General features: G+C 63.4%; 20 protein-coding genes and 1 tRNA gene. 6 read left to right on the forward strand and 15 right to left on the reverse strand.

All coding sequences use genetic code 11. The features are described from left to right. Positions 1-57 precede the first annotated feature (57 nt). The gene (locus ABD819_RS08610) at positions 58-477 is read right to left on the reverse strand and encodes a hypothetical protein (RefSeq protein ID WP_345123115.1); all 420 of its coding nucleotides are present in this window, start codon (positions 475-477) and stop codon (positions 58-60) included. A 220-nt stretch (positions 478-697) separates the two neighbouring features. Here ABD819_RS08610 and ABD819_RS08615 point away from each other — a divergent pair. After that, positions 698-770 (forward strand) — tRNA-Met (locus ABD819_RS08615). Positions 771-904: 134 nt separating this feature from the next. On the opposite strand, the gene ABD819_RS08620 is transcribed toward ABD819_RS08615, so the two are convergent. From ABD819_RS08620 to pxpB, 10 genes are all read right to left on the reverse strand, one after another. Beyond that, positions 905-2,482: a DUF6770 family protein gene (locus tag ABD819_RS08620; RefSeq protein WP_345123117.1), complete on the reverse strand. Its 1,578-nt coding sequence runs from the start codon at positions 2,480-2,482 to the stop codon at positions 905-907. A gap of 185 nt (positions 2,483-2,667) precedes the next feature. Further along, entirely contained in the window at positions 2,668-4,146 is a 1,479-nt protein-coding gene (locus tag ABD819_RS08625) for a M48 family metalloprotease (RefSeq protein ID WP_345123119.1), read from the reverse strand. Between the two features lie 86 nt (positions 4,147-4,232). After that, on the reverse strand, positions 4,233-4,901 hold the full coding sequence (locus ABD819_RS08630) for a class I SAM-dependent methyltransferase (protein ID WP_345123121.1): 669 nt from the start codon (positions 4,899-4,901) through the stop codon (positions 4,233-4,235). Between the two features lie 39 nt (positions 4,902-4,940). Further along, positions 4,941-7,481, reverse strand: a complete 2,541-nt coding sequence (locus tag ABD819_RS08635) for an excinuclease ABC subunit UvrA (protein WP_345123123.1) — start codon at positions 7,479-7,481, stop codon at positions 4,941-4,943. Between the two features lie 169 nt (positions 7,482-7,650). Further along, entirely contained in the window at positions 7,651-7,989 is a 339-nt protein-coding gene (locus tag ABD819_RS08640; protein ID WP_345123125.1) for a hypothetical protein, read from the reverse strand. 9 nt (positions 7,990-7,998) lie between these two features. Further along, positions 7,999-9,522: an NCS1 family nucleobase:cation symporter-1 gene (locus ABD819_RS08645; RefSeq protein WP_345123128.1), complete on the reverse strand. Its 1,524-nt coding sequence runs from the start codon at positions 9,520-9,522 to the stop codon at positions 7,999-8,001. A gap of 151 nt (positions 9,523-9,673) precedes the next feature. After that, on the reverse strand, positions 9,674-10,879 hold the full coding sequence (locus tag ABD819_RS08650) for an NRAMP family divalent metal transporter (RefSeq protein WP_345123131.1): 1,206 nt from the start codon (positions 10,877-10,879) through the stop codon (positions 9,674-9,676). Further along, complete coding sequence (locus tag ABD819_RS08655; protein ID WP_345123133.1) at positions 10,876-11,658, reverse strand: LamB/YcsF family protein; 783 nt, start codon at positions 11,656-11,658, stop codon at positions 10,876-10,878. The genes ABD819_RS08650 and ABD819_RS08655 overlap by 4 nt, the downstream gene beginning before the upstream one ends. A gap of 151 nt (positions 11,659-11,809) precedes the next feature. Next, the gene (locus ABD819_RS08660; RefSeq protein WP_345123135.1) at positions 11,810-12,817 is read right to left on the reverse strand and encodes a 5-oxoprolinase subunit C family protein; all 1,008 of its coding nucleotides are present in this window, start codon (positions 12,815-12,817) and stop codon (positions 11,810-11,812) included. Then, on the reverse strand, positions 12,814-13,524 hold the full coding sequence (gene pxpB, locus ABD819_RS08665; RefSeq protein ID WP_345123137.1) for a 5-oxoprolinase subunit PxpB: 711 nt from the start codon (positions 13,522-13,524) through the stop codon (positions 12,814-12,816). The genes ABD819_RS08660 and pxpB overlap by 4 nt, the downstream gene beginning before the upstream one ends. 85 nt (positions 13,525-13,609) lie before the next feature. On the opposite strand from pxpB, the gene ABD819_RS08670 reads away from it, so the two are divergent. The 4 genes from ABD819_RS08670 (at position 13,610) to ABD819_RS08685 (ending at position 19,600) form a co-directional block, all read left to right on the forward strand. Beyond that, positions 13,610-16,249, forward strand: coding sequence for a M1 family aminopeptidase (locus ABD819_RS08670; protein WP_345123139.1), 2,640 nt, complete (start codon positions 13,610-13,612; stop codon positions 16,247-16,249). A gap of 39 nt (positions 16,250-16,288) precedes the next feature. Next, positions 16,289-17,344, forward strand: coding sequence for a 2Fe-2S iron-sulfur cluster-binding protein (locus ABD819_RS08675; protein ID WP_345123142.1), 1,056 nt, complete (start codon positions 16,289-16,291; stop codon positions 17,342-17,344). A gap of 171 nt (positions 17,345-17,515) precedes the next feature. Then, the gene (locus ABD819_RS08680; protein WP_345123145.1) at positions 17,516-18,955 is read left to right on the forward strand and encodes an amidohydrolase; all 1,440 of its coding nucleotides are present in this window, start codon (positions 17,516-17,518) and stop codon (positions 18,953-18,955) included. Positions 18,956-19,111: 156 nt separating this feature from the next. Next, positions 19,112-19,600 (forward strand): peptide deformylase, encoded by a 489-nt coding sequence (locus tag ABD819_RS08685; protein ID WP_345123148.1) that lies wholly within the window; start codon positions 19,112-19,114, stop codon positions 19,598-19,600. Between the two features lie 181 nt (positions 19,601-19,781). On the opposite strand, the gene ABD819_RS08690 is transcribed toward ABD819_RS08685, so the two are convergent. Both ABD819_RS08690 and ABD819_RS08695 read right to left on the reverse strand, forming a co-directional pair. Continuing rightward, positions 19,782-20,405 carry a hypothetical protein gene (locus ABD819_RS08690; RefSeq protein ID WP_345123150.1) on the reverse strand — a complete coding sequence of 208 codons (624 nt, stop codon included), beginning with the start codon at positions 20,403-20,405 and terminating at the stop codon, positions 19,782-19,784. 114 nt (positions 20,406-20,519) lie between these two features. Then, positions 20,520-21,044, reverse strand: a complete 525-nt coding sequence (locus tag ABD819_RS08695) for a GNAT family N-acetyltransferase (protein WP_345123152.1) — start codon at positions 21,042-21,044, stop codon at positions 20,520-20,522. 1,189 nt (positions 21,045-22,233) lie between these two features. Between ABD819_RS08695 and ABD819_RS08700 the strand changes: the two genes are divergently transcribed. Beyond that, on the forward strand, positions 22,234-23,397 hold the full coding sequence (locus ABD819_RS08700) for a T9SS type A sorting domain-containing protein (protein ID WP_345123154.1): 1,164 nt from the start codon (positions 22,234-22,236) through the stop codon (positions 23,395-23,397). A 101-nt stretch (positions 23,398-23,498) separates the two neighbouring features. Here the strand turns inward: ABD819_RS08700 and ABD819_RS08705 are convergent, their stop codons facing one another. Further along, entirely contained in the window at positions 23,499-25,070 is a 1,572-nt protein-coding gene (locus ABD819_RS08705; protein WP_345123156.1) for an ABC transporter permease/substrate-binding protein, read from the reverse strand. Further along, positions 25,058-26,344 (reverse strand): ABC transporter ATP-binding protein, encoded by a 1,287-nt coding sequence (locus tag ABD819_RS08710; protein WP_345123158.1) that lies wholly within the window; start codon positions 26,342-26,344, stop codon positions 25,058-25,060. The genes ABD819_RS08705 and ABD819_RS08710 overlap by 13 nt, the downstream gene beginning before the upstream one ends. Between the last annotated feature and the right edge of the window lie 59 nt (positions 26,345-26,403).

The following is a 26,403-nucleotide window of genomic DNA, read 5'->3' on the forward strand; positions in this document are numbered from 1 at the left end:
GGGAGGGCGAAGTCCTGGGCTATACGCAACCCGGCCGGTCATAGCCAACGCCCCAGCTTAGTCGGCCACCTCCTCCCGCAGCCAGGCAATGGCCGTGTTTTCTTCAATGAACCGCTCGCCGATGTATGGCTTCCCCTCGAAATAAGCCGGTGGCGGAAAAGCCGAGTCCGCGGCCGCATCGCGCAGGTACACGGGGGCCAGCAGGTAGGCCAGGCGGGTGCGCCCGCCCAGCTGCGCCCCCAGCTGCGGCAAAAACGTGCTCACCATCCACTGCGCGCCCACCTGGTGAGTGTTGAGGCGGCGGCGCACATCGAGCAGCCAGCGGCGGCAATTGCCCGCCTGGGCCGCTTCCAGCAGCAGCTGGTAGCCCTCCTGCATCCTGGGCAGCTCAATGGGAAGCAGCCAACGCGCTACCAACAGGTCCAAATCGGCCCGGTAACTGATTTCCAGGTAATCCTCAACCAACAACGGACTCATATGCAGAAAAAGTAGGGCCTCAAAGGTAAGCGGCCCTAAAAGCGGATAAAAGCAAGGTAGTTCGCTGCCCGCACCAACCATTTGGGTGCCGGGTAATTAGGTGCCGTATCCGCCGTGTAATTGCCTTGCGCTACTGACAAAATGGGGCATGCTTCGCTAAATTAAGGCCCGGGGCTTGGTTCAACCAAAAAATACGCCTACCTTTGCAGCACCAAAACAGTGCGGGGTGGAGCAGTTGGTAGCTCGTTGGGCTCATAACCCAAAGGTCACTGGTTCGAGTCCAGTCCCCGCTACCTAAAAGGCCGTTTCCAATATGGAAACGGCCTTTTCTTTTTCCATGCCAACCCCAGCAGGACGCAAACCTGCTAAAACAAGAAGGCCCGGCTTATGCGCCGGGCCTTTTTTGATTAAGCGAATCCCAGGTAGCTTAGATATTGAGCTTAACCAGCTTCATGCCCAGCTTTTTCTCCTTTTTCAGGTAGTCTACCATCATCAGGTAGCCGGGTTTGGCGGGGTAGAGGAACGAAGCGGTGGCGCTGCTCGTGCCATCAATTTTGTCGAGCTTGAACTGGCCGCTTTCGCCGAAGCCGATGTTGCCAATTACTTTCTTGGTTTGCTCGCCCTTCTCCTTGTCGTAGTTGATGTAGACGACATTAAACTGGGAGTTGGCGTCGTTTTTCTGGATAAACTGGTAGTCGAACTGGCCCGTGGACTTGAACACATAGCCCAGCAGGCCGGTGCCGGCCAGCCCGGCCCCGGCCGGCACGTAGGCCCGCGAGGGGGCTTTGGGGAAAAATTTCACGTCGGTCAGTTTGCCATCGGGTTCGAGGCCGAATACGAACATATTGGCGATTTGGCCCTTGCTCACCGATACGCCGCGGCCGCCCATCATGGCGGCGGCAATGCCCACGCCGTCGGCCACTACTTTGTACTGCTCGGCCACGATGTACGTTTTGCCGTTGGCCGTGCGCACGATGGACTGGGCGAAGTTCACAAAACCATCTTCCATGCTTGGGCGGGCCTCGGCGGGCATGGCGGCGCGCACCTCGTTCTGCCAGCCGTAATTCTTGGCCCCGATTGCCTTGCCGGCTTCACTGAAGCGCTTGATGAAAAAGCCCTGGCTTTTGTTGATGAACGGCTTGTCGTCGAGCTTGTAGAATTCGCCCACGGCCACGAACTCGCGCTTGGCGGGGTCGAAGGTGAACGAGCTGAGCGAAAGCTGCTCGGTGGCGCTGGTTTCGACCGGGATGTCGAGTACCTTTTTGCCGGTCCGGGCCTCAATGGCGACCATGTACGAGTTGATTTTTTTCGACATCATCCCATCGCGCCGCATGATGGTGGCCAGAATGTACTTGTCGGTGGCCTCGGTGAGGCTGATGGACTCGTAGAATTTCGACTTCGGGTCGGAGCTGATGCGCCAGCGCGGGGTCAGCTTGTCGTCGTACATCTGCAGGTTGTAGCCCTTCATCAGGCCCTCGAAGCTGTTGCGTACGAAGCCGAAGCCCGGCACCGGAAACAGGCTGAGGCCGCCAAACGGCGTGGCCTCGCCGCCCGATTCCTGCTGCATGCCCGCCTGCTGCACCATGGCCATATCGGCCCGGTTCAAATCGCCGATGGCCTTAGTGCCCAGCTCTTTCAGGCCGGTGTCGTAGGTGGCCAGCTCCAGGGTTTTGTCCTTGGCGTTGTAGGAGTAGAGGGCGAAGGCCGAGCCGTTGAAGGCGTTGCCGAGCGGGTAGTACTTCCCGGAGGGCTTCTGCAGGGTGATGCTGGCCGCTTTGGTCAGCTCCTGGTCGTAGAAATCGAGGCGGTAGTTGTCGTTTTTGCGGTCGGCTTTGTCCCCTTTGGCATAGAGGATGTAACCCTTCACCTCATTGCCCGCATACACGGGCTCGATGGCCGAGCGGCCAATGCGCGAAACATCGTCGAGGGTTTGGGTTTGGGCGTGCGAGGCCGCCGGGGCTGCCAGCGCCGCGATGGCCAGCAGAAGGGAAGGTTTCGAAAACATGAAGCAGTAAAAAGTGGGAAAAATGGTGGATGTGGTAGCTATTCAGAACGTCATGCAGTAGACCGTCATGCCGAGCGCGGCCGAGGCATCTCGCTCGCTTCGTTCAACGATTGAGTTACTGCGGTACGCGAGATGCCTCGGTCTCTGCTTGATGCGCAGAATGCTCGGCATGACGGTCTACACAGCTAACGGCTGGTTTTTTTGGCCGGGATTTCGGGAAAAAGCAGGGGCCGGAACCGGCCGTGCTGGTAGCGGGTGAGGTAGTGCTGCCGGAGCGTGGGCGCGGTGGGCGCGGCGGCCAGCGTGGCGGCGGCGTACTGGGCCGCCAGGGCGTACTCGTTGGCGGGCAGGCCTGGGGCCGTGCCGGCTTGCGCGAAGCAGGCGCTCAGGCCGGGGTAATCTTCTGCTTTCCAGGTATAAAGCGTGGTGAGGAGCAGGTTGAAGCTGTCGGGGTTATGCCGCGACACGTTGCCCACTACCTCGGTGAAGCTGTGGTTGAGCAGGTGCTGGTGCAGCTCAAACAGGCTGAGCGTAACCACGGCGTGCAGGTAGGCATTGTCGGGCTGCTCGGGCAGCAGCTCAAGCGCCTCAAACAGGGCGTGGTCGTAGCAGTCGTAGTCGAACCAGCTTTGCACCACTTCCAATTGGCTGAGCGCCCGCACGTGGGCAAACTCCGGCGCGGGGGGAGTGGTCGGGGCACCATCGGCCACCTGGCCCTGGGCCAGCGCCCGCAGGTAGCCCATACGCTTGCCGCAGTCGGGGTGCGATTTGAGCGTGTCCGTCAGCTCCAGGGCCGTTTGTACCGGCGCGGCCACCGTGAAAATGGATTTTGGCCTGGGCGGCTCCGTGGCCACCGGGTACGGAAACGCGGCGCAGCCGAAATAGCGCGCCAGCGCCAGGGGGGCAGCCCCGCGCGGCTGGTCGATTTTATCGAGCAGCTGCAGTGCGCGGTAGGCCTGCGGGGCCTCAAAGCGGGTGCGTTTCAGCAGGACGTAGCCCAGGGAATCGGCCTGTTTTTCGTGCTTGCGCTGGTGGTAGGTGCTGTTCAGCGACATGCCCAGAGCGAGGGTTTTCAGCTTCGAGCTGATATTGTACTCCTCAGCCACGATGCGGCGCACCTCCCGCTTCAGCTCCTTGCTGTGGATGGTGGTGAGCCGCTCGCGCAGGCTGGTTTCCATGTGCCGGGCCTGCATGTGAGCCAGCTCGTGGCAGAGCACGAAGGCGAGCTGGCTCTCGTTTTCGAGCCGGGCCAGCAGGCCCAGGTTGAGCATCACGGTGCTGCTACCCACGGCGTGGGCGTTGGGCTCGGGGTTGCGGCTGAGCACCAGCCGGGCCGCCGGCAGCTGGGGGTTGGCCCGCATAATCTGCTGAAAAATGCCCTGCACGTAGGGGTTCAGCACGGGGTCGAGCAGGGCCGAATAGCGCACGGAGTTGTACACCTCAGCGGCGGCCTCCCGGGCTATTTTACGGTAATGCTCGCGGTACTCGCCGCTGCCCGTTTTGGGAACCTCGAAACAGCGCTGCACGGCCGCGCGGTGCGTGGCAGCCAGCTGCTGCACCAGCACAGTGTCGGGCGAGTAATAGGGCAGGTAAACAGCCTCTTGGGCCGCCGCTGGGGTAGCCAGCGCGCCACAGAAAGCAAAGAGCAAAAGCAGTTGACGCATAAAGCCGCTCAGGGCGCGTGGTTGCGGGAAGGGTAACGCAACCTAGGGTTTCAAAGGTAGAATCGGGGATAGAGACAATCCTAATTTTAAGTGCCTACTTCTGAGCGGACTGCCGCCGCGTTTGTCGCCCGGGCCACCACTGCAAACAGCGGGTCGGCGCGGCCGGGCGGCAGCGGGCTGCGGTCGAGCAGCTCGATGGCCTGCCAGCCGCCGGCGGCCAGCAGGTACTGGCGCACCAGGGCCAGGTGGCCACGGTCGTCGAGGGCGTGCCAGGCGGCCACGGCCTTGCTGGGGAAGCAGCGGTTGGAGAAGGTGATGACCAGCGCCGCGCCCGGCCGCAGCACGCGGGCCAGCTCGCGGAGCACGGCCACCGGCTGGGTCAGGTAGTCGACGGACACGCAGATGGCCGCGCCGTCGAACTCCTGGTTGGCGAAGGGCAGGGCGGGCTGCTGGTTGAGGTCGTGCACCACGAAGGCACTGAGGCGCGGGTTGGCCGCCAGCTCGGCGCGGTTCATGCCCAGGCCCACCACCCGGCGGTATTGGATTTCGGCCGGCAGGTGGCTCACCCAGCTGCTCATCAAATCGAGGACCTCACTATTGGCCGGGAAATACTCGCGATAAAGCTGCGTAACGGCCGCAATGGCGCGGTCGTCGATGTGCGTGACGAAGCGCGGGTGGTGGTAGAACTCCGCATCGGCGGTCTCATCCTGGCGAACGAAGAATTTTTCGGGTAGGTTTTCCGGGGTGGGAGTCATGGTTTTAGGGCGAAAGGGAGGTTGCGCTCCATGGCAGCCTCACCCCATAAACTCCCGCAGGTACGGCGCGGTTTGGCTGGCTTCGGCCTGGGCTACCGTGTTTGGCACCCCAGCCGCCACCACGCGGCCGCCGTCTTCGCCCGCGCCGGGGCCAATGTCGATGACCCAATCGGAGCCCGCCACCACGCGCATGTCGTGCTCCACTACAATGACCGTGTTGCCGGCCGCTACCAGGCCTTCGAGCTGCAGGAGCAGCTTTTCCACGTCGGACGGGTGGAGGCCGGTGGTGGGTTCGTCGAGGACGTAAAGCGTATTGCCGCGGCCGATGCGTTGCAGCTCGGTGGCGAGCTTGATGCGCTGGGCCTCGCCGCCCGACAGCTCGGTGGCGGGCTGGCCGAGGCGCAGGTAGCCCAGCCCTACTTCGCGCAGCACGGTGAGGGCACGGTAGATGGGCGGCTCATCGGCGAAGAATTCCCAGGCATCGTCCACGGTCAGGCCCAGGACTTCGGCAATGTTCTTGTCGTGGTAGCTCACTTCCAGGGTTTTGGCGTTGTAGCGCGCGCCGTGGCAGGTGGGGCAGGGGGCGTACACGCTGGGCAGAAACAGCAGCTCGACCATCACAAAGCCCTCGCCCGAGCAGGTTTCGCAGCGGCCCTTGGCCACGTTGAAGGAGAAGCGGCCGGCATCGTAGCGGCGCTGGCGGGCCTCGGGCGTGGCGGCAAACAGCTTGCGCACGTGGTCGAACAAGCCGGTGTAGGTGGCCATGTTGGAGCGCGGCGTGCGGCCGATGGGCTTTTGGTCGACGCGCACCAGGCGCTTAATGCCTTCCATGCCAGCCGTTATCTGGCCGCCGAGCGTGACGGGAGCGGGCTGCGCCAGCGCGTCGGTTTCCTCTTCTTCGGGACTGATTTCCTGGCCCAGGTGCTCGGCTACTAATTCAACCAAAACCTGGCTCACCAGACTCGACTTGCCCGAGCCCGACACGCCCGTGACGGTTGTGAACACGGCCAGCGGAAATTCCACGTCGAGCCGGTCGAGGTTGTTGCGCGTCACGCCGGCCAGCCTCAGCCAGCCGGTGGGCGTGCGCGGCGGCTGGTCGGGCAGGGCGGGCGCATCGAACAGGAACTGCCGCGTCTGCGATTCAAGCACGGTTTTCAGGCCTTCGGGTGGGCCGCTGTAGAGGATTTGGCCGCCCTTTTCACCGGCGGCGGGGCCCACATCCACCAGCCAGTCGGCCTGGCGAATAACGTCCAAATCGTGCTCCACTACGAACAGGGAATTGCCCGCTCCTTTCAAGCCGGCCAGCGCGGTGAGCAGGGCCTCGGTATCGGCCGGGTGCAGGCCGGCGGAGGGCTCGTCGAGCACATACACCACGCCGAATAGGTTGGAATAAAGCTGTGTAGCCAGCCGCAATCGCTGCAACTCGCCGGGCGAAAGCGTGGGCGTGCCGCGCTCCAGCGACAGGTAGCCCAGGCCCAAATCGAGTAGTACCGTGAGCCGCGCCGCCAAATCCTCGGCAATGCGCCGGGCAACGATGGCCTGCTCCGGGTGCTGCTTGTCGTGCTTTTGTTTGTGGGCCGTGCCTTCGGCAAAAGGTTGCAGCAACGTTGCCAGCCTCTTCAGCGGCAGCCGCGACATTTCGGCGATGTCCAGCCCCGCAAACTTTACCGACAGCGACTCAACCCGCAGGCGCTTGCCGTGGCAGGTGGGGCAGTCGCTGCCCAGCATGTACTGCGCCACCCGCTTCTTCATGAGCACGCTTTGGGTGGTGGCGAAGGTGTGCAGCACGTGCCGCTTCACGCCCGTGAACGTGCCCATGTAGTTCGGCGACTCTTTTCGTTTAATAGCTCGGAGCGTTTGCTCGGGCGAGTAGCCGGGGTACACGGGCAGCACGGGCTGCTCCTCGGTGAAGAGAATCCAGTCGCGGTCCTTTTGCGGGAGGTCGCGCCAGGGCGTGTCTACGTCGTAGCCCATGCTCACCAGGATGTCGCGCTGGTTCTGGCCGCCCCAGGCCTGGGGCCAGGCCGCAATGGCCCGCTCCCGGATGGTGAGCGAGGAGTCGGGCACCATGGTTTGCTCCGTCACGGCGTATACGCGGCCCAGGCCGTGGCAGGTGGGGCAGGCGCCCTCGGCCGTGTTGGGCGAAAAGGCTTCGGCGTAGATAATGCCCTGGCCGGCGGGGTAGTCGCCGGCCCGTGAGTACAGCATCCGCAGCAGGTTGGAGAGTGTGGTGACCGAGCCCACCGACGAGCGGGTGCTGGGCGCGCCGCGCTGCTGCTGCAGGGCCACGGCCGGCGGCAACCCGTCGATGGACGTGACCTCGGGCACGGCCATCTGGTGAAACAGCCGCCGCGCGTAGGGCGACACCGATTCCAGGTAGCGCCGCTGGGCCTCGGCGTAGAGCGTGCCAAACGCCAGGCTACTCTTGCCCGAGCCCGATACGCCGGTGAACACTACCAGCGCATCGCGGGGAATGTCGACGTCGACGTTTTTAAGGTTGTGCTCGCGGGCTCCGCGCACGCGCACGAAGCCGGAGGTAGGGGAAGGCTGAGAGGCGGGTAGCGGGGGTACTTTGAGCATGTTCAATTGCGAATAAACGAACTGAGCATACGTTGAATCTGCTCAGGGGGCAGGGTAAATCCGGCTTCTATATCAAAATCGAAACAAGATTTTGCCCAAACTCCACGGAGTTAAAGGCGTTTATTTGCGGGTGAAAACGCGCTGTAAAACGCCTTCAACTCCTTGTTTGTTAGGCAAAAAGCGCCAGCACGGCGGCCGGGTCTTCCACTTCGATGATGAGCTGGTGGTAGTCCTCATCGTGCAGGTCGATGATGACGGCGTGGTCGGCGTTGGCCACGTCCCAGAAAATCTGCTGGCCTTCGAAGTAGAACGTGCCGGCCGTGAGCAGGCCGGGTACGTGGGTGCCCACGCGCCAGCCTTTCCACCAGCGGCTCACGGCTTCGGCATCCTGCCGGGCCCCCCGAATGTGGGCGCGCGGGATGGTGAGCTGGCTTTTCAGGGCCCAGATTTTGTGCAGGCCCTGCACGTTGAAAACGACGACATCGCCCTGCGGCTGTACTTCTACCATGACGAGTATTTATTGCGTGATTGAAGAAAAAGTCCCGGCCCGTACGCCGGCCGGAGCCATCATTTCGGCGGGCCGGCCGGCGAGCTGCCCGCGCATCAGCCCCCAATACACGCCACCCGAAACCAGGAAGCCCACGAACCACGCGTAGTTGTACACGGCTACCAGCGCCGGCCACACAGTGCCTTTTTCCAGTACGCCAATGATAGTGAGGAAGCCCGGCACATTGGGCAGCACGCCAATGATGAGAGCAATGATGGCGGCAGGGTTGAAGCCGTGGCGGTAGGCGTAGCGGCCGGTGTACTGGTACAAATCAGCCACGTCGAGCTGCTGATGACGGATGAGGTAATAATCCACAATCATGATGCCGCCGATGGGCCCCAGCAGCCCCGAGTAGCCCACCAGCCAGGTGAAAATATAGCCCGAAGGGTCCGCAATGAGTTTCCATGGAAAGATGAGCAGGCCGATAACGCCGGTGATGTAGCCGCCGGTTTTGAAGCTGATGCGGGTGGGCGAGAAGTTGGCGAAGTCGTTGGCCGGGCTCACGATGTTGGCCGCGATGTTGGTGGCCAGCGTAGACAGCGCCACCGCCAGCATGGCCCCGCTCACCAGCAGCCTGCTCTCGAACTTGCCAGCCAGCACCACGGGGTCCCAGATGGTCTTGCCATAAATGACGAACGTGGCCGACGTCACGACCACGCCCACGAAGGAAAACAGCGTCATCGAGGTGGGCAGCCCTATCGCCTGGCCCATCTGCTGGGCGCGCTGGCTGGTGGCGTAGCGGGTGAAATCCGGAATATTGAGCGAGAGCGTAGCCCAGAAGCCTACCATGCCCGTGAGCGAGGGAAAGAAAAACGCCCAGAACTGCGCGCTAGAGGTGAATTTGCTGGGCTGCGCCAGAATCGGCCCCAGCCCATTGCCCGCCGAGATGGCCCACCACAGCAGCGCCAGGGCCGCCACCGGCAGAAAAAATGCCTTGAACACCAGGAGCTTCCGAATGCTCTCCACGCCCTTGTGCACCACGTACATATTCAATAGCCAGAACAGGAAGAACAGCCCCGCCGGCCCTGTAGCCAGCCCCCAGCTGGCCGGAAAAATGGCCGGCAGCGTGGCCAGCCCCGGCACCCACAGCACCGCCATCTGATACAGCGCGTAGCCCCCAATCCAGGTCTGAATCCCGAACCAGCCGCAGGCAATGATGGCCCGGAGCAGGGCCGGCACATTGGCCCCGCGCACCCCAAAGCTGGCCCGCGCAAACACCGGGAACGGGATGCCGTACTGTGCCCCGGCCCGGCCATTGAGCAGCATGGGCACCAGCACGATGCTGTTGCCCAGGAAGATGGTGAGCAGCGCCTGCCACCAGTTCATGCCGCCCTCGATGAGCGAGCTGGCCAGCATATAGGTCGGGATGCACAGGCTCATGCTAATCCAGAGCGCGGCGTAGTTGCCGGTGCCCCAGGTGCGCCCGGCCAGCGGCACCGGGGCCAAGTCGGGGCTGGTGAGGCCGGGGGCGGGGGCTGAGGTAGCGATGTTCATGGCGGTTTTGGGTCGGAATCGAACAAGAAAAGAACGTCATGCCGAGCGTAGCCGAGGCATCTCGCTTGTGCAAGTAAACCAATCGATTGGATTACTGCTGCACGCGAGATGCCTCGGCTACGCTCGGCATGACGTTCTTTCTACTCATTACTCATCGCCAGAATCCGCTTACCTGCTCCACGAGCACGGGCACACTGAGGCCGCCCATCACCACTACCACCACCCAGCCGGCGGCCAGCATCCAGCGTGGGTGGCGGTAGCTGCCCATCAGGCGGCGGTTGGTGGCCGCCACCAGCACGATGCCCAGGGCAATGGGTAGGATGAGCCCGTTGATGGCTCCGGCAAAAATCAGCAGCTGCGTGGGCTTGCCGACCAGTACGAAAATCCCCGTCGAAAGCAGGATGAACACCGAGATGCACAGCCGCTCATAACGCGCAAAGACGGGATGAAAAGTCTTGAAAAACGATACCGACGTGTAGGCCGCGCCCACCACCGAGGAGATGGCCGCGCTCCACAAAATCACCCCGAAAATGCGAAAGCCCACCTCGCCCGCCGCCGAGCGGAACACGCCCGCCGCCGGGTTGTCAGCTTCCAGCACCGCTCCGTGGCTGAGCACGCCCACGATGGCCAGAAACAGCACGAACCGCATGACGGTGGAAATTACGATACCGCTCACGGCGCTGCGCGTCACTTCCGCCTGGTTTTCAATGCCTTTGATGCCCGCATCGAGCAGTCGGTGCGCGCCCGAAAACGTGATGTAGCCGCCCACCGTGCCGCCCACGATAGTGACAATCGCCGCCGCGCTGATTTTGACCGGCAGCAGCGTGTGGTGCAGCGCCTGCAGCAGGGGCGGGTGCGCGCTGAACGCAATACCCAGCGTGAGCAGAATCTTCACGGTGCCGAGAATCTTAGTAAATCCGTCGAGCATCTTCCCAATTTCGCGCACCCAGAACAGCACCAGCGCCACCCCGCAGCTGATAATTGCGCCCTGCTCAAACGATATGCCCGTGAGCACGTTCAGCCCCAGTCCGCAGCCGGCAATGTTGCCGATGTTGAACGCGAAGCCGCCCAGAATCACCATCGCCGCCAGGAAATAGCCTAGGCCCGGCAACAGCCGGTTGGCCAAATCCTGGGCCCGCAGCTCGCTCACCGTGAGGATGCGCCAGGTATTGAGCTGCGCGCCGATATCGAGCACCACCGACACCAGAATAACGAATCCGAAGCTGGTGAGCAGCTGCTGCGTGAATACCGTGGTCTGCGTCAGAAAGCCCGGCCCGATGGACGAGTTAGCCATCAGAAACGCGGCCCCGAGGCTGGCCCCGCCAAACCACCGGGCTTTGGGGATGGCCGGCCTCATTGGGCGTTGGCCGCGGGGCCGGCTTGCAGTAGCACGCCCGCCTGACGCAGGGCCGCGTGCAGGCGCTGGGCGAATTCCAGGGCGTGCGCGCCGTCGCCGTGCAGGCACACGGTATCGGCCCGAATGGCTACGTCGGTGCCCTGCCGGGTGCGCACCTGGCCCGCCTGCATCATGCGCAGCACCTGCGCGATGGCGACCTCGGCGTTGGTAATCAGGGCATCGGGCTGGCGGCGCTGCGTGAGCGTGCCGTTGGCCTGGTAGGTGCGGTCGGCAAAGACTTCGTGGGCGGTGCGCAGGCCGATTTTCTCGCCGGCCTTGGTCAGCTCCGAGCCGGCCAGGCCGTAGAGGGTGAGCTCGGGCTGCACTTTATACACGGCTTCGGCAATGGCTTCGGCCAAGGCGGCGTTGGTGGCGGCCATATTGTAGAGCGCGCCGTGGGGCTTGAGGTGATGCAGCTGGCCGCCTTCGGCCCGGGTCACTGCCGCCAGCGCGCCCAGCTGGTACACCGTCATATCAAATGCTTCTTCTGCCGAAATATCCATATTGCGCCGGCCGAAACCGACCAAATCCGGCAGCCCGGGATGCGCGCCGATGGCCACGTTATGGCGCAAGGCGGCGCGCACGGTGGCCTTCATCACGGCCGGGTCGCCGGCATGAAAGCCGCAGGCAATGTTGGCCGAGGTGATGAAGGGTAGCAGGGCCGCGTCGTGGCCCAGGGTCCAGGCCCCGAAGCTTTCGCCCATGTCACAGTTCAGGTCAACGGAGTGGGTTTTGGGCATGGGTTAGCATAGGTGGAATGGTCGGCCTCCGCGTCAACCTCACCCCCTGACCCCCTCTCCCGCGGAGAGGGGACACCGGTTTGGCGCAAATTGAGCGTTGGCGTAAATACTTGAGGGCAAAACCGGTGCCCCCTCTCCGCGGGAGAGGGGGTCAGGGGGTGAGGTTGACGTGTGCAGAAATCCCCCGCCGCAGTTCCCGCAGCCGCCGTTCCCGCGCAAGGTACAGCGCCTGCGCCTCGGCCAGCGTTACTTCCGAAAAGCGAATAGCCTGCCCCGGCCGCACCTGCGCCAGCACCGCGAAATCAACGCTGATTACCTGGGCAATTCGGGGGTAGCCGCCGGTGGTCTGGTGGTCGGCCAGCAGCACGATGGCCTGCCCGCCGGCCGGCACCTGCACCGTGCCAAACGTGACGGCGCTGGACAGCAGCTCCGGTTCCACCAGCCGCTCCAGGGTCGGGCCCTGCAGCCGGTAGCCCATGCGGTCGGCCTCGGCGGTCACGGTGAACGGCTCGTGCCAGAAACGCAGCTGGCTTTCGGTCGAAAACTGTTCGTATTCCGGCCCGCGCAGGGCGCGAATAACGGGCTCAGGACGGGGCGTGGGGCAGAGGCTGGGGCCGGGCGTCCAGCGGGTTTGCGCCCAGGCGGTTTGGCGGGTGGCCAACTGCTGTTGGAGCGCACTGCCAGTTTCCGATGGGTTTCCAATTGGCAGCTCGTCGTCGGCCCGCAGCGTCCGGCCGTGCAGTCCACCAAACCCGGCGCGCAGGTAGGTGGCGCGGCTGCCCAGCACCACCGGCACGGCCACGCCGCCCGCCACCGCGAGGTAGGCGCGGCACCCCGCCAGGGCTGGCCCGAAGGCCAGTTCCGCGCCAGCCGCCAGCCACACGGCGCGGTTGTGGCTCACCGGCTGGCCGTTGATACTCGGGGAGAGGTGCGCGCCGGTAAGGGCAATGAGGTGGTCGGCTTCAAAGCGGATTCTGGGCCCTAGAATCGTGAGTTCGAGGCCTGCGGCGTGCTCGTCGTTGCCTACCAGCAGGTTGGCCACGCGTAGGGCCACGGCATCGGCGGCCCCGCTCACGATAATGCCGTCCTGCTGGTAGCCGAAGCGGCCGAGGTCCTGCACGGTAGTCAGCAGACCGGGGCGGAGGATGCGCAGGCTCATGATAGAAGCTCCTGTTGCTGAAGCCGCGTGAATTCGGCGTCGCTGATAGGCACAAAGCGCAGGTGCTGGCCGGCCCGCAGCCGGCTGGGCGCGGCCCATTCGGGATTGAAAAGCCGCCACGGCGTACGGCCGATAAGCTGCCAGCCGCCCGGCGTGGGCAACGAGTAAATGCCCGTTTGCGGGCCCGCGATGCCCACCGCGCCGGCCGGTACCAGCGCCCGTGGCTGCGGCCGGCGCGGCGTGGCCAGCCGCGCATCGAGCCCACCCAAATAGGGAAAGCCGGGCGCGAAACCAATCATGTGCACCAGATACTCGGCGTTGGAATGCAGCGCGATAACCTGGTCCGTGGTCAGCCCGGCGTGCTGGGCCACGAATGCTAAATCGGGCCCGAACCCGCCGCCGTAGCACACCGGAATGTCCACTACGGAAGTTTCGGCCGGTGCGTCAGTGGCCGTGGCGGCGGCCAGCAATTGACGTAGGATTTCCACAACCCGCCCATATGGCTGCTGCCGGCCGTTTTCGCTCAGTTGCCACGGGTCGTAGTACACGGTGAGGGTGGTGAAGGCGGGCACGGTTTCGCGCAAGCCGGCGAAGGGCTGCCGGGCCAGATAGGTGCTAAACGCCGCGATGGCGCGGTGCGTGGCCGGGCTGATGTCGCTGCCAAATTCCAGCACCACGGCCGCGTCGCCCAGCGGATACAGCCGCACGGGGGGTAAGGCAGGGGCAGGTGGCGGCAGGACGGAACTCACGGGGCGGCGGTTACTTTTGAGACTCTCAGCACTGGTGTTTCCAATGAATCTTCGCTTTCGTAAATATGGCAGGGCCGGGGCGGTTGTGCTCACGCTGCTGGCCGCCGCCTGCCAGCGCCAACCACTGTTCCAGACCATCGCACCGCCGGCGGAGTCCCGCGTGGCAGCAGCAACTGCAGTTCCCGACCCACCCGTTACCACCGGGGTTTCGGAAACGCTGGCCGTAGCGCGCAAGCAGAACATCAGCGGCGTGGCCTATAACCTGAACCTGACCATTCCGGCCCGCAAGGCCGAGCCCATCGAAGTCAGCGAATCCGTCTCGTTTCATCTGCGCGACAACCAGCACCCGGTGCAGCTCGATTTCAAAGCGCCCACCGCCAATCTGCATAGTCTGATAATCAACGGCCAGCCGGTCGCAATTGACCACCGCAACGAGCACCTCGTGCTGCCCGCCGCTGCCCTGAAACTGGGCCACAACGTGGCCGAAATCAGCCTCACGGCCGGCGAACAGTCGCTCAACCGCAACGAGGAATACCTCTACACGCTGCTGGTGCCCGACCGCGCCCGTACCGTCGTGCCCGTTTTCGACCAGCCCAACCTGAAAGCCACCTTCACCCTGGCCCTCACCGTGCCGCTGGGCTGGCAGGCCATGGCCAATGCTCCGGTGCGCGATTCTGCCCGCGACGGCGCTACCAAACAGTACACGTTTGCCACTTCCGACAGCATCAGCACCTACCTGTTTTCCTTCGCGGCGGGCAAATTCTCGCGCCTGAACCGCGTGCTGAACGGCCGGGCCATGAGCTTCCTGCACCGCGAAACCGACCCGGCCAAGCTGCAAAGCAGCCTCGGGCCCATCTTCCAGCTGCACGCCGATGCGCTGAGCTTTATGGAGCAGTACACGGGCCTGCCGTACCCGTTTCAGAAGTTCGATTTTGTATCGATTCCCGACTTCCAGTACGGCGGTATGGAGCACGTCGGGGCCATTGATTACAAGGCCGCGACGCTGTTTCTGGACGAGGGCGCGACGCAGGACCAGGTGCTGGCCCGTTCCAACCTGGTGTCGCACGAAACGGCCCACATGTGGTTCGGCGATTTGGTGACCATGCAGTGGTTTAACGACGTGTGGATGAAGGAGGTGTTCGCCAATTTCATGGCTGATAAAATCACCCAGGTGGCGGTGAAAAACTCGAATTACGACCTCAAATTCGTCATCGACCACTACCCCGCCGCCTACGGCATCGACCGCACCGCCGGGGCCAATCCCATCCGCCAGCCGCTGGCCAATTTGCAGGACGCGGGCTCGCTCTACGGCAACATCATCTACCACAAAGCGCCCGTGATGATGCGCCAGCTGGAGCGGCTGATGGGCCCCGAAGCCTTCCAGCAGGGCCTGCGCGAATACCTGCGCAAATACGCCCACGGCAACGCCACCTGGCCCGACCTCATCAACCTGCTGGATGCCCGCACGCCCGCCGACCTCCAGGCCTGGAACCAGGTGTGGGTGAACCAGCCCGGTCGCCCCGTTTTCAGCCACGAGCTGAAAACTAGGGCCGGCAAAATCACCAGCCTCAGCCTCACCCAGCGCGCCGAAGATGGCTCCGACCGCCTCTGGCCCCAGCTGTTTGAGCTGCTGCTGGTGTACCCCGACGGCCGTACCAAAGAGCTGACCGTGAACATGACCGAGCGCACCGCGGCGCTGCCCCAGGCCGTGGGCGAGCCCGCGCCCAGCTTCATCCTGTTCAACTCAACGGGCCTTGGCTACGGCGTGTTTCCGGTAGCGCCGCAGTTGCCCGCCAGGCTGGCGGCGCTGAAAAACCCCGTGGCCCGCGCCGCCGCTTATGTCAATTTGTACGAGAACATGCTCAACGGTGAGGTCATCAAGCCGCTGGCGCTGCTGAACCTGTACCGCCAGGCCCTGACCCAGGAGCCCGAAGAGTTGAACCTGAAGCTGCTCACGGGCCAGGCCAGCGCCATCTTCTGGCAGTTTCTGAGTCCGGCCCAGCGGCTGGCCGTGGGGCCCGCCCTGGAGCAGGACTTGTGGACTGCTTTGCAGAAAAACCCGTCGGCCAACGCCAAAAAGCTGCTCTTTAAAACCTACCAGTCCGTGGCCCTCACCAAGCCCGCGCAGGTCCGCCTCTACCAGATTTGGCAAGCGCAGAAGGCCCCCGCCGGCGTGAAGCTGACCGAGGACGACTACACCGCCCTGGCCCTGGCGCTGGCCGTGCGCGACTACCCCGCGCCCGCGCAGCCCATTCTGCCCGAGCAGCTCACCCGCATCAAAAACGCTGACCGCCGCCTACGGCTGCAGTTTCTCATGCCCGCGCTGGCTCCCGACGCGGCCACCCGCGACGCATTTTTTGCTTCCTTAAAGGACGAGAAGAACCGCGAAAAAGAAGCCTGGGTGACGGCCGCGCTGGGCTACCTGCACCACCCATTGCGGCAGGCCACGTCCTCCAACTACCTGCCCGCCAGCCTGGACCTGCTCCAGGAAATCCAGCTCACCGGCGACATATTTTTTCCGTATTCCTGGCTGCAGGCCACGCTGGGGGCTTACCAGTCGCCCGCCGCGGCGGCCACGGTGCGCACCTTTCTGGCCGCTCATCCTGACTATAATCCGCAGCTGCGCGCCAAGCTGCTGCAAGCAGCCGATGACCTGTTTCGGGCCGAAAAGCTGGTGCCGTAAGTTTCGTAAGTTTAGCGGGCCTTATACCCGGCCGGTGCCATGCAGGACGACGCTTATCAGCTGCTCACGATTGCGGCCATTCATCAGCACGGCCCCAGTACCCGCACCCTTGTGCTGCGGCCCCAGCCCGGCGAAGAAATCGAGTATCAAGCCGGCCAATACCTGACGCTGGTGCGCAGTACGCACGGCACGGAAGTGCGCCGGTCGTATTCGTTCAGCTCGGCCCCGACGCTGCACGAGGCCCCGGCCATCACCGTGAAGCGGGTGGATAACGGCCTGTTTTCCCGCTGGCTCGTGGACCAGGCCCGGGTGGGCAATACGCTGCAAACCAGCGGGGCCGGTGGCTTCTTCACGTTCCCGCCCGATTTGGCGGCCTACCAGCAGATTATTATGCTGGCGGCAGGCAACGGCATCACGCCGCTGTTTTCGCTGCTCAAAACGGCCCTGCACGACCATCCTCATTTGGCCGTGCTGCTGCTCTACAGCAACCGCTCGGTGGCCGAAGCGCTGTTTCTGGATGAGCTGCAGGCCCTGGCGCGGCGCTTCCCCCGGCAGCTGCACCTGGAGCTGTTTTTCAGCAATACCCCCGCGCTCTACCGTGCCCGCCTCCACAAAGAGCTGCTCGAAACCTTGGTGGCCCGGCACGCCCCCGCCGCCCCCGCCCACACGCTGGCCTACGTGTGCGGCCCGCTCAACTACATGCGCATGGGCACCTATGGCCTGCACGAAGCCGGCCTGCCGCTGGCCCACATTCGCCGCGAATTATTCAGCACCGGCGTTGCGCCCCACGCCCCGCTGGTGCCGCCCGATACCGCGCCGCACTCGGTAACGCTCACCATGCGCGGCCAGCGGCACCGGCTGCCGGTGCAATTCCCGCACACCATTCTGCAGGCCGCCAAGCGGCAGGGCCTGAAGCTGCCCTACAGCTGCGAAGTGGGCCAGTGCGGCAGCTGCGCCGTGCGCTGCACCCAGGGCCAGGTCTGGATGAGCAACAACGAAGTCCTCACCGAACGCGACCTGGCGCGGGGCTTGGTGCTGACCTGCACCGGCTACCCCGTGGGTGGCGACGTGGCGTTGGATTTCGACGGAAGTTGACGGCTCGCCGCGCCAGCGGGCCGGCTGGCCAGGAAGGGCTGCACAACAGTGCAAAAGCGCTGATTATCAAAAATATTCCCAACTCCGATTCTCCATCAGTGCTTAACCGCCATCTGGTGGTAATTTCGGCTGGAGCGTTGGCTCATTACGCTGTTTCAGAAATTCCCTCCGATGAGAAAATATACGACTCTGGCCTTGCTGAGCGCCGGGCTGCTAACGGCGTTCCACCCGGCCCTGCCGCCCACGGATGCCCTCAAAGCCGAGGCCCTGCAGGATTTGCAGGCGCACTACGCCGAGTACCAGCAAGTGGCTCAGCGCATCTGGGGCTTCGCCGAGATGGGCTACAAGGAAGCCAAAAGCTCGGCCCTGCTGCAGGAAACGCTGCGCAAAAACGGCTTCACGGTGCAAGCTGGCGTGGCTGATATCCCCACGGCTTTCGTGGCTACCTATGGCAGCGGCAAGCCGGTCATTGGCATCTTGGCCGAGTATGATGCGCTGCCGGGGCTGGCCCAGCAGGCCGTGGCCGAGAAGTCGCCCATCGCGGGGCAGAACGCGGGGCACGGCTGTGGCCACAACCTCTTCGGCACGGCCAGCGTGGCGGCCGGCATCGAAATCAAGAAGCTGCTGAAGGAAGGCAAGCTGCACGGCACCGTGAAGGTGTACGGCTGCCCGGCCGAGGAAGGCGGCAGCGGCAAGGTGTACCTGGTGCGCGCCGGCCTGTTTGAGGGCGTGGACGCGGTGGTGCACTGGCACCCCGGCAGCGAAAACGCCACGATGGTCGGCAAGTACATCGCCAATTCGTCGGCCAAGTTCCGGTTTCACGGCGTGGCCGCGCACGCCGCCGCCGCGCCCGAGCGGGGCCGCAGCGCCCTCGACGGCGTGGAGGCGATGGACAACATGGTGAACATGATGCGCGAGCACGTGCCCCAGGAAACCCGTATTCACTACGTCATCACCAACGGCGGCAAGGCCCCCAACGTGGTGCCCCACTTCGCCGAGGTGTACTACTACGTGCGCCACCCCAACCGCGCCGACGTGCAGGCCGTGTTCGACCGCGTGGTGAAAGCCGCCGAGGGCGCCGCCCTAGGCACCGGCACCACCATGGACTATGAGATTATCGGCGGCACGCACGACCTACTCATCAACGAAACCCTGGCCCACGCCCTGCAGCGCAACTTGGAGCAGGTGGGCGGCGTGAGTTACACGGCTGAGGAAGTGGCTTTCGGGAAGAAAATTCAGGAGTCGCTGGGTGTGCCCGCGCCGCCCGTTGCGCAAGCTGCCGAAGTAGCGCCCTACACCCTGCGCGACCTGGGCGGCAGCAGCGACGTAGGCGACGTGAGCTACGTGGTGCCCACCGTGGGCCTGCTGGCCGCCACCTGGATACCCGGCACGCCCGCTCACAGCTGGCAGGCCGTGGCGTGCAGCGGCAAGGAAATCGGCAGCAAGGGCATGATGGTGGCCGCCAAAACCATCACGCTCACGGCCATCGACTTATTCAGCGATGCCGAGTTGGTCGCCAAGGCGAAAGCGGAGTTGAAGCAGAAAGTGGGCAGCTACGTGTACAAGCCCCTGCTCGGCGACCGCAAGCCGGCGCTGAACTACCGCGACTGATATCAAGGCGAAAAAGCACGTCATGCTGAGCTTGCCGAAGCATCTCTACCGCCATAGTAAATCTGATTACTTGCGCGGTAGAGATGCTTCGGCAAGCTCAGCATGACGTTTTATTTCCGTGCTCATTTCATGCTCAATCTTCACTCAAACCATCTCATGAAAACTCTGGCCGATATGGTACTGCTGGGCGACCCGCGCCTCTACGAAACCTGCGTGCCCGTGACGGAAGCCGACCTGCCCCTGGTGCCCGGCTGGGTGGCCGACCTGCACCACGTGATGCAGGAAGTGCGCGCCAAATACCACTTCGGCCGGGGCATCGCCGCCCCGCAGCTCGGCGTGATGAAGCGCCTGGTGTACCTGCACCTCGACGGCCGCCCCATCATCCTGCTCAACCCCGAGCTCACCGATTTGAGCCCTGAGCTGTTCGAGCTGTGGGACGACTGCATGTGCTTCCCCAACCTGCTGGTGCGGGTGCAGCGGCACGTTTCCCTCACCGTGACATACCGCGACGAGCACTGGCAGCCGCAGCGCTGGGCGGTGCAGGGCGCAGTTTCGGAACTGCTTCAGCACGAATGCGACCACCTCGACGGCGTGCTCTGCACCATGCGCGCGCAGGACGCGCAGTCGTTTCGCTGGCGGCCCTAACCTCCTCGGCCGCCAGGTGGCCCGCCACCTTAGCTCAGCGGCTTCTCCAGCACCAGCAGCGTTAGGGGCTGCCGGGGCGCGGGTCGGTGGGAAAGGGCTCGGTGGCTCCGGTCGAATTGTCCATCAGGAGTGGAATCTGCACCGGTAGCGCATACTGGGCGGCAAAAACCGCTAGGCCACGCTACTGAAAAATGGTGGCCGCTTCCTCGTACGATACCTGCTCTACATCTTTGCGAAAGATGTAGGCGTACACAATCCGTTTGAAATCAACGTGACCAACCAACCCGGCCCGTATCCGCTGGGCCAGGTCCGGGTTGTCGATAAAAAAGGCCGGCACCTCTTGGGCAAACGCCTTTTCCTCGGAGGGCAAGACAACCAAATCGGCTTTGTCGGCGGGACGCAACACCCAGGCCAGGTCGTGGTGGGAGCCTTCGTACATGCCATATCCGGGTACCAGTTGGTCGTGCTGCAACACCTGGAGTTTGCCTTTCAGCACTACCCGGTAGAAGTCGGCCTCACCAAAGGGCACTGTCATCGGATGGCCGGCCAAGGGTACCTGCCGTGCCACAACAAACGAATCGCGGCCCATCACAACGTGCCGCAGCTGTTCGGGCGTCAGGTTAATAGGGTCGGCCTTGCCTTGGTCTACCTGTATCGAATTACGGCTGAGTGTCTGCCACATCCGCAGCTTGCCCGCGTGGCGCGAGCCGTCCTGCAAGGTGTACCAGCCCGGCTGGTATTTTCCGTGTGCTGCTGCTTCCAGCAGGTTGCGGCGCCGTCCCTGCCCATACCCGGTGGTACTCAATAAAAGCAGGAGTAGAACAAGGCCAACGCGGTTCATTTAAACTGGTGGAAGAGATGAGTCGATTTTGGCGTAAAGTTAGGTGACGCATAGCCGCCCCTGGGCTTTTGCCATTCCTCATTGCAGCGGTTTCTCCAGCACCAGCAGCGTCAGGGGCTGCTTGGGGATGCCGTAGCGCGGGTCGGTGGGGAAGGGCTCGGTGGCCCCGGTGAGGTGGTAGCCGCGCCGCTCGTAGTAGGCAATGAGCTCGGCGCGCACGGAGATGACGGTCATTTTGCTCACGGTGCAGCCGTGCTGCCGGCCGTAGTTCTCGGCCGCGCTCAGCAGGAACCGGCCCACGCCCTGGCGTTGCCCGGCCGGGGCCACGGCCAGCATGGAGAGGTACACCACGGGGCCATTTATCTGGGCGTAGAAGCTGCCCAGCAGTTCGTTGTCGGCGCTGCGGCAGAGCAGCATGGCGGTGTCGGGCGCAGCCAGCAGGTCGCGCATTCCAGGCTCGTCAATGCGCTGGCCGTCGAGCAGGTCGGCCTCGGTGGTCCAACCCTGGCGGGCCTCTTCACCGCGGTAGGCGCGGTTCACGAAAGCGGTGAGTTGGGGAGCATCAGCGGGGGTGGCGGTGGTAAGGTAGGAGGGGTTGGCCATTCTGTGAGCGCAAAATTAATACGGAGACAAGATTTTTTAAATTATTATAAATAGTATTAAAATAATATATTTAGTTCTTATATGGATATATTTCCTATAATAATATTGATTTTAAAAGAAAAAACTTTATTTACTATAAATTAAATGAAAATAAATACTTGTAAAATTAAAAAATAATATTTCATTTGTAAACTGTCTTCTCAAGGAAATTAGAAGACAGTGCTCAATCTATTTCACTCTTATTAGCGCAATCATGAAAAAACATTCGACTTACGTTCTGTTGCTCGCTTGTTGCTTGCTAGGGCTGTTGCCAAGTGGGTATGCACAAAAAAATGGAGTTGCATCGCGGACAACGCCGACAGTAACTCCGGCCCCGTCTGCCGCGAAATTGGTCACAATGCCACTTAGCATGCGCAGCGCTGACGACCCCGAAGCACGGGCTGCCCTAACTGTGAAAAGGCTGGCAGCTGCCACGCGACCGGCACTAGCAAATCGGATGATGGCTGCTCCGGCTGCCTATGTTCGCTCTACCAATGTGCCCTGGAGTACCGGCAGATTTGCAGCCGGAGGGGAATTCGCTGCTCTCAACGGAGAAAATAGCAACGTCAGTGACATGAATGGCGCATTTGGGGCTGCAAACTGGGAGTCATTATTCTTGGAGTCCGCTTCGGCGGCTACCATATTCTCTTCTACCAGACAATTTGTTTTTCTGGAGGGCAGTGATTTAGGTGCCAACGCCTTAAACACCTTTTTGCAGGCCAACCGGGCAGTGATTGAAAACTGGGTTGCCGCCGGTGGGCACTTGCTACTTAATGCGGCCCCCAACCAAGGCGGCAATATAGGTTTTGGTTTCGGAGGGATAACCCTCAATTTCAATGGTAACTATAGCCTCGCTTCCGACGCTGGGACTGTTTCAGTCGGACATCCCATCGCAACTGGACCATCCGCGCCAGCGGGCAGTTCATTTATGGGTGTCTCCTTCTCGCACGCGACGGTATCCGGGCCAGGACTGAGTACCGTTATCACTAGCAGCGCAGGTACCAGTCTGGGATACAAAACCTGGGGCAGCGGATACGTCTTCGTAGGGGGCATGACTTCGGCAAGCTTTCATGCCCCTCTGGCCAATGCGCATAACCTACGTCAAAATATTCTGGCCTTTACTCCGCTGGTATTTTGTACCGCTCCGGTTGTGGCAGCGCCCGCCACCGTTACCACTACTACCGATGCTGGTCTGTGCGGTGCTTCGGTGAGCTTCCAGGCCACCGCCACGGGCACCACGCCCACGCTGAGCTATACGGTTGGGGGGGCGCCCATCGCCTCGCCCTACGACTTTCCGGTGGGCACTACCACCGTCACGGCCACGGCCACCAACTCCTGCGGGACCAATAGCGAAACCTTTACCGTGAAAGTGAGCGACGTGACGCCCCCAACGGCAGTGGCGCAAAACGTGACCGTAACCCTGGTAGGCGGGATGGCCAGGGTCGCGCCGGCCCAGGTGGACAATGGCAGCTCCGATGCCTGCGGCATAGCCAGCCTCGCCCTCGACCGCATGGCCTTTACCTGCGCCGACATCGGGAATAACACTGTGGTGCTGACCGTGACCGATGTGCACGGCAACGTATCGACTGCCTCGGCCGTGGTTACTGTGGGGGGCACCATTCCGGCGCCGAGCGTGGCCGTGGTGCCCGCCACCAATGTGTACACGGGCGGCGTGCCAAGCAATCTGTACATCGGCTACGGGCCGCAGAGTGCTACGCTGGTCGCCACGGGAGGCATGAGCTACGTGTGGAGCCCCGCCGTTGGCCTGAGCAACCCCATGATTGGCAGTCCGGTATTCACAGCTACCACGCCCGGTATCTTCACCTACACCGTGACTGCGACTAATCTGTACGGCTGCATAGCCACGACCAGCGTTACAATCACGGTCATCAATGCGTACTGCGATAAGAATAAGGTCATTGTCTGCCACGGAGGCAAGGAGCTGTGCATCGCGGCCAGTGCCGTGCCGGCACACCTGCTGAACCACGCCGGCGACAAGCTGGGTGCCTGCACGAGCCCGGCCCTCCGTGCGGGTATCGCCGCAGGCAACGGTGCCACCGAGCTGGCCGTGTACCCCAACCCGGCCACCGAGTTGGCTGTGGTTTCGTTCCGGGCTCCGCTCGATGGGCCGGCCCGCATGGAAGTGTACAATGAAATGGGCCAGCGCGTGGCCACCATCTACGATGGCAACGTGCTGGGAGGGCAGCTCTACTCAATCTCGCTCAAAACCCAGGGCCTGACCACCGGTCTTTACGCGTGCCGGCTAATCCTGAACGGAAAAACCGAGATGATGCGCCTCACAGTCGCGCACTAGGCCCGTTGCGGGAGCTGCAGCAGTAAGAAGTGACTCATTAAAAAGCTCCTGCATCATTGCAGGAGCTTTTTAATGAGTCGAAGCCGTGCGAATGACGAGTTTTACTCCCGCAGGTAGCCGCCCAAATCCGACACGCTCACTATGCCCAATTCCCGCGCCTGCTGGCCGCGCATAAGCAGGGCGTAGGTGTTGTTGAAGCCCAGCGGGGCCAGCCACTCCAGCCCGAAGCGCCGCCGGAATTCAGCCCGCACGTAGCTCAGCACCGCGGCCGGCCGGCCCCCCAGCGAGTCGACCACGGCCGGGCGGGGCTGGAGCAGCACCAGCAGGCCGGTGCCGGTGTATTCGGGGTACATATCGATGGCTCCGTTGCGCAGGGCCTCGAAGCAGATGGTGGTGCCGCCGAGGCCGGTTTTGGTTTGCACGGCCAGGTCAGTATTGCCGCGAATGAGGGCCGCGTACATCTCAGCGAGAATGTATTGCTCGGCAAAAATCTTCGAGCCCAGCTTCACCACCGGTGCGCCGGCCACGGCTGGGCGGGGGGCGCGCCACAGCCCGCGCCGCCGCAGAAAGGCTTCGGCAATGGCTTTGGGGTCCTGGTGCAGGTAGTCGGCCCGGTAGTTCAGGTTGGTCATGGCCGAGTCGGAAATCTGCCCATCGAGCTGGGCCAGCACGGCGCTTAGCTCGGGGTGCTGGCGCAGGAGGGCGGGGCGCACCACCGGCACGGCGTAGTAGGGCGGAAACACGCGGCGGTCGTCGCGGAGCACGCGCAGGCCGTAGGCCCGGATGCGGCCATCGGTCGAGTAGCCGTCGATAACGTCCACGTCGGCGTGGCGGGCGGCCTCGTACACCAGCGCGGGGGCCAGCACCACGCTGGGCAGGCGCGTGAGGCCATAGGCTTTGGTGAGGCCGGGCAGGCCATCGGCGCGGCCCACAAACTCGGGGCTGAACCCGGCCAGCAGCTTGCCCGTGGCGCGGGGCAGCAAATACAGCCCGCCCAGCAGCGGCAGCAGCACCAGCAGGGCCGCGCCCACCTGCCCCAGGCGCTTTGTGCTCAGCTTTTGCACGCCACCCAGCAGCGCATCGAAGGCCAGCGCCAGCCCGGCGGCGGGCAGCGCCCCGGCCAGTATCATCACCGGATTGTTGAGCGCGATGCCGCCGAATATGAATTCGCCCAGCCCGCCCGCCGCCACGTAGGCCGCCAGCGTGGCCACGCCCACGTTTATGACGGTAGCCGTGCGGATGCCGGCCATGAGCACGGGCAGGGCCAGCGGCAGCTCCACCCGGCGCAGCACCTGCCAATCGGTGAGGCCGAGGCCGCGGGCGGCTTCCACCACGGCCGGCGGCACGCCCCGGATGCCCGCCAGCGTGTTGCGAATAATGGGCAGCAGCGAGTACAGCAGCAGCGCGAGGATGGCCGGCTTCGGCCCGATGCCCAGCAGCGGAATCAGCACGCCGAGCAGGGCGATGCTGGGCACCGTCTGGAGCACGCCGGCCAGGCCCAGCACCGCCGGGGCCCAGCGTGGCCTTCTCGACAAAAACAACCCCAGCGGCACGCCCACCAGCACCCCCAGCAGCAGCGAGCCCGCCGTGAGGCCGATGTGCTGCACGGTTTGCTCGCCCAGCTTGCCGGCCTGCGCGTGCCAGAAGGTGAACAGCGCGCTTAGCGTTTCCATGCGTCCTCCTCTCGTTGCAGCGCCTCGCCGAAAGCCGCCATCAATTGGGCCAGGGTGAATCGGGCGGCGGTCGGCCCAACGCCGGTCAAGGCCTCCAGGGCATCGTGTACCGTCGTGGCAGTAGTTAAATCGAGGGTTCGACCCTCGATTTCGGTCCTCTTTGGCTCGAATTCGAGGGTCGGACCTTCGAATTCGGTCCTCTTTGGCTCGAATTCGGGCTTCGAAACCTCGATTTCGGGCCTTTCTTGCTCGATTTCGGTCCTCTTTGGCTCGATTTCGAGGGTCGAACCCCCGATTTCGGGCCTTTTTTGCTCGATTTCGGTCCTCTTTGGCTCGAATTCGAGGGTCGGACCCCCGAAATCGGTCCTTTTTTGCTCGATTTCGACATTCATTGGCTCGATTTCGGTCCTTTTTAGCTCGAATTCGGGCTTCGGACCCTCGAAATCGGGCTTCGGAGGTCCGATTTCGAAGCCGAATACTTCTTGGGCCGGGAAAACGTCGCCCAGCGTGAGGGTGCGCAGTTGCAAAGCCAGCCGCTCGGCGGCGAAAAAGCGGCGCACGAAATCATTGGCGGGCCGAAACAGCAGCTCGCGCGGCGTGCCCAGCTGCTGCACCTGCCCGGCATCGAGCAGCAGGATGCGGTCGGCCAGCTCGAAGGCTTCGGTCACGTCGTGGGTCACGAGCACCACGGTTTTGCTCCGCAGCTCTTCCAGCTCCCGAAACTCGCGCCGGATGCTGGCCCGCGTCAGCGGGTCGAGAGCCCCGAAAGGCTCGTCGAGCAGCACAATGGGCGGGTCGGCGGCCAGGGCGCGGGCCAGGCCCACGCGCTGCTGCTGCCCGCCCGAAAGCTGGTGCGGGTACTGCCCGGCGTAGCGCGCCGGGGGCAGGTGCAGGCGCGTGAGCAATGCCGTGGTGCGGGCCGCAATGGCCGCCGGCGCATGGCCCAGCAGGCGCGGCACCACGGCAATATTCTCGGCCACGGTGTAGTGCGGCAGCAGCCCCACCTGCTGAATAACGTAGCCGATGCCGCGCCGCAGCACTTCGGGGCGCTGGGCCAGCACGTCCTGGCCGTTGATTTCGATGGTGCCGCCGTCGGGCTCAATCAGGCGGTTGAGCAGTTTGAGCAGCGTGGTTTTGCCGCAGCCGCTGGGCCCGAGCAGCACCAGCGTTTCGCCGGCCCTGAGCTCGAACGAGACGTCGCGCACCACGGCGTGCTCCCCAAAGGCTTTGCGCAGGTGCGTGGCACGGATAACGGGCGGTCGGGAGTCGGGCATGGCACGGGGTTGGGAGCAAAGTAAACCCAACGGACCCATCCGGGTTTGACGCCCGGGTG

Source organism: Hymenobacter antarcticus (assembly GCF_039539545.1).
Lineage (GTDB): Bacteria > Bacteroidota > Bacteroidia > Cytophagales > Hymenobacteraceae > Hymenobacter > Hymenobacter antarcticus.

Bases quoted from the DNA above. Each gene is read 5' to 3' on its own strand.
- ABD819_RS08610 (WP_345123115.1), bottom strand. From the start codon at position 477: ATGAGTCCGTTGTTGGTTGAGGATTACCTGGAAATCAGTTACCGGGCC.
- ABD819_RS08620 (WP_345123117.1), bottom strand. From the start codon at position 2,482: ATGTTTTCGAAACCTTCCCTTCTGCTGGCCATCGCGGCGCTGGCAGCC.
- ABD819_RS08625 (WP_345123119.1), bottom strand. From the start codon at position 4,146: ATGCGTCAACTGCTTTTGCTCTTTGCTTTCTGTGGCGCGCTGGCTACC.
- ABD819_RS08630 (WP_345123121.1), bottom strand. From the start codon at position 4,901: ATGACTCCCACCCCGGAAAACCTACCCGAAAAATTCTTCGTTCGCCAG.
- ABD819_RS08635 (WP_345123123.1), bottom strand. From the start codon at position 7,481: ATGCTCAAAGTACCCCCGCTACCCGCCTCTCAGCCTTCCCCTACCTCC.
- ABD819_RS08640 (WP_345123125.1), bottom strand. From the start codon at position 7,989: ATGGTAGAAGTACAGCCGCAGGGCGATGTCGTCGTTTTCAACGTGCAG.
- ABD819_RS08645 (WP_345123128.1), bottom strand. From the start codon at position 9,522: ATGAACATCGCTACCTCAGCCCCCGCCCCCGGCCTCACCAGCCCCGAC.
- ABD819_RS08650 (WP_345123131.1), bottom strand. From the start codon at position 10,879: ATGAGGCCGGCCATCCCCAAAGCCCGGTGGTTTGGCGGGGCCAGCCTC.
- ABD819_RS08655 (WP_345123133.1), bottom strand. From the start codon at position 11,658: ATGCCCAAAACCCACTCCGTTGACCTGAACTGTGACATGGGCGAAAGC.
- ABD819_RS08660 (WP_345123135.1), bottom strand. From the start codon at position 12,817: ATGAGCCTGCGCATCCTCCGCCCCGGTCTGCTGACTACCGTGCAGGAC.
- ABD819_RS08670 (WP_345123139.1), top strand. From the start codon at position 13,610: ATGAATCTTCGCTTTCGTAAATATGGCAGGGCCGGGGCGGTTGTGCTC.
- ABD819_RS08675 (WP_345123142.1), top strand. From the start codon at position 16,289: ATGCAGGACGACGCTTATCAGCTGCTCACGATTGCGGCCATTCATCAG.
- ABD819_RS08680 (WP_345123145.1), top strand. From the start codon at position 17,516: ATGAGAAAATATACGACTCTGGCCTTGCTGAGCGCCGGGCTGCTAACG.
- ABD819_RS08685 (WP_345123148.1), top strand. From the start codon at position 19,112: ATGAAAACTCTGGCCGATATGGTACTGCTGGGCGACCCGCGCCTCTAC.
- ABD819_RS08695 (WP_345123152.1), bottom strand. From the start codon at position 21,044: ATGGCCAACCCCTCCTACCTTACCACCGCCACCCCCGCTGATGCTCCC.
- ABD819_RS08705 (WP_345123156.1), bottom strand. From the start codon at position 25,070: ATGGAAACGCTAAGCGCGCTGTTCACCTTCTGGCACGCGCAGGCCGGC.
- ABD819_RS08710 (WP_345123158.1), bottom strand. From the start codon at position 26,344: ATGCCCGACTCCCGACCGCCCGTTATCCGTGCCACGCACCTGCGCAAA.